This window comes from Lysobacter enzymogenes (assembly GCF_017168095.1).
Classification (GTDB): domain Bacteria; phylum Pseudomonadota; class Gammaproteobacteria; order Xanthomonadales; family Xanthomonadaceae; genus Lysobacter; species Lysobacter enzymogenes_D.
In genome coordinates this window covers 1-7,897 of record NZ_LXSD01000550.1, presented here as the reverse complement: position 1 = coordinate 7,897, position 7,897 = coordinate 1, and the positions used below count along the sequence as shown (strand labels likewise).

The 7,897-nt window shown below is 68.6% G+C and carries 1 protein-coding gene; it reads left to right on the top strand.

The annotated features are described in order from the left end of the window. Positions 1–64: 64 nt before the first annotated feature. Positions 65–7,831 carry a hypothetical protein gene (locus tag A7A76_RS21775; RefSeq protein ID WP_206413273.1) on the top strand — a complete coding sequence of 2,589 codons (7,767 nt, stop codon included), beginning with the start codon at positions 65–67 and terminating at the stop codon, positions 7,829–7,831. Positions 7,832–7,897: the final 66 nt, after the last annotated feature.

Genomic DNA, 7,897 nt, shown 5'->3' with positions numbered 1-7,897 from the left:
CGAGGCCGAGGCCGACGCCATCGGCGCCGCGTTTGCCCGCCGCGAGAGCCTGCCGCGCCCGCGCGTGGCGCTGCGCAGCGCGCGCGCCGCGGCCGATACCGGCAAGAGCGAAACCACCGAGGCGGCGCAATCGCCGCCGCTGGCCGATTCGGTCAAGACCAGCCGCTCGCGCGAGCTCGATTCGATCCGCGAAGCGCTCGACGGCTGGTGGGTGTCCGACGGCGACGTGTTCAAGATCATGCGCATCCTCGACACCGCGCCGTTCGACGTCGCCGTGGCCATGGTCGGCGCGCTGGACGCCCAGCACCGCTACTGGCTGGCCGACAACATCAACCCGCCGCACATGTACCAGCACCGCCGCTCGGTGCTGGCCAGCTACAAGGCGCTGGAGCCGGAGCGTTATGAGGCGATCGACCTCAAGGCCCTGCGCGCGCTGCCCGACGGCGGGCTGGACCTGGAAGAAACCCAGGCCCTGGTCTACATCGTCGGCAACCTGCCCGCGCCGGCCTGGGAAGAGCTGCGCGCATCGGAAAAAGGCGAAACCATCGCGCGCCTGGTGCATGCGCCCGCGCCGACGCCGGACGTTCTGGAAAAGCTCGCCAAGGCGCGCAAGCAGGCGGTCGACGACGAGGCGGCGCTGGCGAAAAAACGCGAGCGCCTGCTCGCCCACGCCAACGACCAGGGCGCCAACGACCTGGTCACGCAGATCCGCGAGCGCCTGCAGACCCCGCGCGACGGCGACGGCCAGCCGCGCCACCCCAACGCCAACGACGCCATCGCCGCCCTGCAGCTGCTGTTCCCGCAGCTCGCCGACGACGCCCGCTTCGGCTACATCGGCGAACAGCTCGAACGCGACGGACTGGTCGATCTCATCATCGACCTGCTGCCGCCGTCGGCCTTCATCGGCCAGTCCGCGCCGTGGCAGACCCAGACCCTGGCCGCGCTGGTGCAGACCCGCCTGCCCTACCGCAACGAACAACTGCTCGAAGACCTGCTGTCCTACCACCTGCTCGACTGGGCCATCCGCGAGCACGAGGCGCTGTTCGCCTATCGCCTGCTGCAGACCCTGCCGATGCCGGCGCAGTACCGCTTCCGCCAGCGCGAAGGCGGAAAGTACTACCTGCGCCTGATCGACAAGCTGCCGCGCGACGCGACGACCGGATTGAAACTGCCGGTGCTGGAAGTGCGCAAGGCCGCCGACAAGGACGAGTACGAGCGCATGCTCAAGCTCGGCGCGCAAGGCGCCAGCGAGCCCGGCGGCTGGCGCAGCGATACCGACACCTATTACTACGATGCCTCCGGCGCCCAGCGCCAGCGCCTGGACCAGGGCGACGCGCGCGCGCAATTGCAGGCGCTGGTGGCCAAGTTCAAGGACCGGCGCCGCGGCATCTACCGCGACAGCGAGGCGATCGAGCTGTACGGCGACCTGGTCAAGCTCGGCGCCGGCTCGCTCGAACCCGGACACGAAAGCGCGGGCGACGAAATCCTGCTGCAGGCCTGCCTGCGCGAGCTCGACAGCCTGGGCTACATCGACGAGCTGTTCGGCGAGCTGCCCGAATCGTTCCTGTTCGACCAGGGCAACCGCGTCGCGACCTTGAAGATCATCCTCGCCCGCGACCCGCTGCGGGTGCGCGCGCAGGCGCGCGAGCTGGTCAGCCGCGGCCTTTTCAGCGACTGGATGGTCAAGGACTGGGAGGCCTATCTGGCGTTCCAGTGCGTCAAGGCCCTGCCCGACGACGAACGCCAGGCCTTCATCCGCGACAACCCCGACACCTGGGCGCGGATCCAGTCCGAGATGGGCCCGGCGATGCGCCAGGCGCGCGACATCAATGCCTACGTCGGCGACCGCGAAGGCACCGACCGCGCCGGCGTGCTGGCCCAGCTCAACGATCCCGAATTCTGGACCAAGGCCAACGAAGTCGCCCTGCGCGGCACGCTGCGCATGGCGATGGCGATGTCCGAGCACCGCTACGCGTTCGAGCGCTCGCAGAGCTTCGATGTGATCGGCAAGCAGCCCCAGCTGGCGGCGCTGATCGACGAATTCCGGCTGTGGAACCCGGCGACCAAGCGCGACAAGTACGAGCCGGAAATGCTCAAGGGCACGCGCTGGTACGAGGAAGGCGTGTTCGCCTCGCTGCGCAGCCTGTGGGGCGGGCTGGTGACGTTGTGGAACATGGACGTGCTGTTCGTCGACGGCAAGATCGGCGCCCAGCTCGATCTCAACGACGTGCAGAAGTTCATGGGCGGCGACCTGATGGGCGCGCAGCTGGCCAAGCCGGCCAAGCGCGGCAGCAAGCAGGAGCCGATCGGCGCGCAGACCAACAAGCTGACCCTGCTGCTGGACCCGGGCTGGCTGGAAGGCGAAGGCAAGTCGGCCGAGCTGATCCTGCCGCAGTTGCTGATCGAATCGAGCAACATCCAGCGCGACGGCAGCACGATCCAGACCGGGCAAGTCGATCTGCGCCAATTGCACATCCGCGCCGCCTACGACTCGCAGAACCAGGGCCAGGCCGCGCAGGCGCAGGTCAGCCTGGAGTCGCTGGTCGCCAACGACGTGCTTTACGCCAAGAGCCGGGCGATGTACACCATCGCCAAGCTCAGCGTGACCGCGCTGCGGCTGGCCGCAGGCAGCGTCGATTCCAGCCGCGGCGCGCCGCCTGCGCAGCGCAAGGGCCGCTACATCCCGTTCCCGCTGCTGGTGCTGATGGTGTTGCCGTGGCTGGCGCAGCTGGCGGCGGTGGGGCTGATGGCCGCCGGCATCAACCGCGTGCGCGGCCTCGGCGATCAAGGCCTGGAGCCGGACAACCGCTTCGGCAGCGATCTGACCAGCCGCATCCGCGCGATCGACATGAGCTTCGCCAGCCTGACCGCCGAAGGCTTCGCCAGCAGCGGCGGCCAGCGCGTGGCCAAGGCCGAGGTGCAGGACTTCGCCCTGCGCGCAGGCCTCAACAAGGCCACCCGCCTGCGCGCCGAGCTGGCCTCCATCGCCCAGCGCAAGGCCGCGCTGCAGGGCCGCGGCGACGCCGCGCAGGCGCTGGCCGAACTCGACCAGCGCGCCGCCGAGCTGGAAGGCCAGCGCGCGCAGGTCGAAAAACAGGAGCAGGAATACCTCGCCATCCAGGCCAGGATCCGCGCCGGCGGCCTGACTCCGGCGCAGCAATCGCAGTTGCAGACCGACCTGGACCGGATCGATTTCGAAGACCGGGGCGGCGCCTTCCTCGACATCGGCAAGGCCGCGGTCTCGGGCGTGGAAGGCACGGTGACCAGCGCCGAGCCGATCACGCTCAACCACCTCCACGGCCAGGGCAGCAGCTCGGCGATGCTCGGCCTGCTGTCGAGCCCGACCGAAACGCCGCAGCGCACCGCCCTGCGCGCGCAGTTCGGGCTCGGCGAGCCGTCGCTGGTCTCGCCCGACCGCCCCGGCGATTTCGTGCTCGAACTCGGCGACGTGCACACCGGCCGGCTCAGCATCGCCGGCGGCGTGCTCAGCGAGCGCGATCTCGACGCCAAGCTCAAGGAACTCGGCGATGTGTCCAAGCGGCCGGAACTGCAGGCGCTGGCCGACAGCCTCAAGGCGCTCAAGCCCAAGGCGCGGCGCTACCAGGCGATGGTGGCGATGGGCCTGTCGTCGCTGAGCGCGAGCGAACTGACCGAGTTCCGCGCGCTGCGCAAGCTGCTGACCGCCGATGCGGCGCTGATCGTGGAGTCCATCGACCTGACCCGCGCCCGCCTGGAAGTCGACCTGGCCAGCGGCCGCGTCGGCCTGGCCGCCCAGCACGTGGATATCGCCGGGCTGCAACTGCCGCAGCAAGGCATCGAGGTCGAGCGCATCGTCGCCGACGGCCTGCACGCCGGCGCGATCCCGGCCAACGGCCTGCTCGACTGGAGCGAGTGGAAGAAGCATCTGCGCGACGCCGATGCCGGCGTCGATTCGCTGCGCATCGACAAGGCGCGCAGCAAATACCACGGCCTGCTGTTCGAGAAGGCCACGCTCACCGGCGCCTACGCCAGCGTCAAGCAACGCGGCAATCTGGTCGAAGCCGGTTTGAAGCAGCTCAACATCGTCGGCCTCGGCGTGGTGCCGCGGCTGGGCCTGCTGAACCAGCGCCTGCACGGCTTGCGCGAGAAAGCGCGCACCGCCGCCGACGCCGACAAGCCGGCGCTGGAAAAACAAGTCGCCAAGCTCGCGACCCTGGTCGCCGAACTGCAGGCGCTGGCCGACCAGCGCCAGGACGCCTACCTGCGCCTGCAACGCGCCAAGACGCCGGAGGAGATCAAGAAGGCCAAGGACGCGGTGGCCGAGGTCGACGGCGTCATCGCCTACGACCTGGCCCAGTACGGCGTGGCCAACACCGAGCTCGACGAGTTCGGGGTCAAGGTCAGCGGCGCCGGCGATCTGCTGTCGGACGCGCTCGGCGGCGGCATCCATCCGCTCGACGTGCTCGAACGCGGCGGCGTCGCCGTGACCGGCACCGGCGGCAACAACCAGCGCCTGTTCAAGCGCTTCGCCCTGCAACAGATCCAGACCGCCGGGCACCAGCCCGACAGCGGGCTGGAAGGCGACGCCGGCTCGTTCGAGATCGGCGAGACCCGGCTCGACATCAGCGCCAAGAAGGAAATGGACAAGATCACCGTCCAGGTGCCGAAATTCGAAGTCGACTCATTGAGCCTGCAGCAGTTCCTGCTGACCTCGAGCGAAGGCGAATCGGTCAGCCAGATGTGGTCCGACGGCGCCAGCGGCATCGAAGGGCTGAAGTTCTCCGGCTCGGTCGAGCTGGTATCGCGGGTGAAGGGCAGCCGCGAACTGGCCGATTACCGCCTGTCCAAGGCGCATATCGACTCGTTCTCGCTCGACAGGCTGTACGGCAACGGCCTCGGGCTGAAGCTGTCCGAACGCAAGCTCGACGTCGCCATCGCCTCGGGCTCGATCAACGGCGTGCACGCCGACGGCATCGACATCGAGCTGCCGGCGGACAAGGACGCGCAGGTCAAGCTGACCTCCTCCCGCAAGGGCAAGCCGGTGTCGCTGGGCATCGACTCGATCGACAACCTGGTGGTGAGCAAGGCCCTGGTCGACACCTGGGCCGGCCACGGCCGGCTCGACGCGCGCGCGATCCGGGTCGACCTGCTGCAGGACGGCACGGTCGCGGCCAAGATCGGCGATCTCGACCTCACCGACGCCTACGTGCGCGGCCCCGACGGCTGGGTGCGGCTGACCCTCAAGGACTTCGGCGCCAGCCTGCGCTACAAGGCGGGCGCGCTGGACATCGACGACATCCACTTCGGCAGCCTCAAGGTCGCCGGCGTGCACTGGAAAGTCGGCGAGGCCGGCTTCGTCGAGTCGAACAAGCCGACCACGCTGACCGACTTCAAGCTCAAGGGCCGGATCGAAACCCGCGAAGTGCCGGCCAAGACCAAGCCCGGCCAGACCGCCAAGACCGAGCGCGAACTCGGCAAGATCCGCATCGACAGCCTGCATGTGGGCCAGGTCGAGTCCGAGGAGCTGATCTACCAGGATGCCGAGAACCGGGTCGAACTGCGCCGCGCCGGTTACTACGAGGCGCGCGAGATGACGCCGTTCGTGCCGCTGTACCTGCAGAACCTGGACGTCACCGGGCTCGAATGGACGCCGGAGAAGAAGCTCAGCGCCGGCAAGATCGACCTCGGCCAGTATGAAACCTCGGCGCACTACAGCGCGATCGGTTCGGCGCTCAGCGCCGGCGTCGCGCTCAAGGGCCGCGGCATGAGCGTGGAGGTGGTCGGCCCGGGCGAGTACACGGTCGATGTGGGCAAGATCGAGCGCACCGCTGGCCGCCTGCACACCGACAAGCTCGACACCCGCTTCGGCAGCAGGGGCATCGTCGGCAAGGTCGCGATCGGGCCGGACTACACCGAGGCCAGCGGCGTGGAAATCTCCGGCGCGATGCTCGCCGACATGAAGTACACCGACGCGCCCAGGACCCTGGGCCTGGGTTCGGTCACCATCGACCGGATCGTGCTCGGCAAGGCGCGGCAGAACTACCGCCTGGATCCGGACCCGGACCATCCCGGCCAGACCAAGAAGACGCCGACCACGCTGGCGGTCAGCGACCTGGACCTGTACGGCATCGTCGCGCGCACCTTCGCGTATCACGGCGAATCCAAAGGGCTCAACGGCGAAGGCGTGGAGGAAAGCTCCGTCCAGGACATCAACGCCAGCGTCGCCAGCATCGGCCATCTGCGCGTCGGCGGCTTCGACAGCAACGCCCTGGACGGCACCTCCACGCTCAGCGGCCTCAAGGTCGAAGGCACCCCGCGCAAACCCGGCAAGCCGGGCAAGCAGCCGTTCGCGATCCAGGGCCTGAGCGCCGACCTGGCCAACACTCTCGGCGACGAACGCACGGTCAAGCACCTGGTCGCCGACGTCAACGGCGGCCCGCTGACCGCCGACCGGATCAAGTTCAGCACGGTCAAGCTCGGCACCAAGACCCTGCCCGACGGCAGCACCGTCGACATCGTCCACACCGGCATCGACGGCGGCTTCGTGCTCAACCGCCTGGGCCTGATCAATCCCGACCTGACCCTGACCGACGCCAAGGGCAAGAAGACCTTCATCAAGGGCTACGGGCGCGCGCTCGAAGCCAAGGGGATCAAGCCGCAGTTCCAGCCCAACGGCACCGTGTCGCTGCCGATCCAGCAAGTGATCGCGCGCGGGCTCAACATCAGCAACGACAAGGACAAGAACACCATCCGCATTCCGCTGCTGAGCATCAGCAACATCGCCGCCGGCATGCGCGGCATGGGCACCCAGGAAGGCATCGACTTCCTCGCCGCCAGGATCGGCGAGATCCACGTCGAGGGCGTGGAGGTCAGCATCGTCAAGGAGCACAAGAAGGAGCTCAGCGACGCCGAATTCAAGCAGGCCACCGACGAGTTCAACCAAGAGCAGGCGGCGGAAAGGAAGGATCCGCCCGGCAAGCTCATCGTCGAGCCGCTGTCGGGACTCAACGGCAAGATCAGCGGCGAGTACGACCTGGACTGGTGGGCGGATCCGGACATCGACGCCAGCATCAACGGCGGCGTCATCGATTTCAGCGGCATGACCAACTACGCCGTGCGCCTGCACACCCGCGACGTGACCCGGCGCGGCGTCACCGGCCCGGAGGACATCATCACCCTGGGCAACGGCGTCGACCTGAAGGTGCTCAAGGACTTCAAGCGCAAGATGCCCGGTTTCTACGGCGATTCCGGCCCGGACGACTACGGCCGGATCAACCTGCGCGAGACCATCGAAGGCCTGGCCAACGAACCGGGCACCGCGCCGGAGCGCACCTACGAGGCCGCCGACGGGCTCAACGGCTTCATCGGCTTCGCCGGCGAACTGGCGCTGGGCAACGGCCGCATCGGCCGCGACAAGAACGGCGACGGCAAGCTCGGCGACGGCGACACCTGGGTCGACATGCAGCGCGACAGCAAGGACCAGAACAAGATCCTGCTGCACAAGTCCAACATCGGCACCCTGGTCGATGTCGAGATGCCGCAGCTGCATTTCGCCGGCGCCGGCTTCACCGCCGGCAAGACCCGCGCCTTCCGCACCAAGGACGGCAAGACCGTCGAAAGCCAGACCCGCCTGGGCCGCACCGCCGGCATCACCCTCAACACCCTCACGATCAAGATCGGCGGCCTGGCCGCGATGACCATGACGGTGACGCTGAAGATCGAGAGCGGAACCATCACCGACATCCGCATCGGCGATCCGACCTTCAGCGACGCCGCCGGACTGTCGACGGTGGCCGCACCGGACGCCAAGGAAGTCGATCGCGACGCTACGCCGCTGGGAGCCGCGCCATGAGCCGACGCCTGTCCGTCCCGCGCGCGCGCGGCGCGCGCGCCCAGCGCAGCGCCGGCCCCGGCGCGG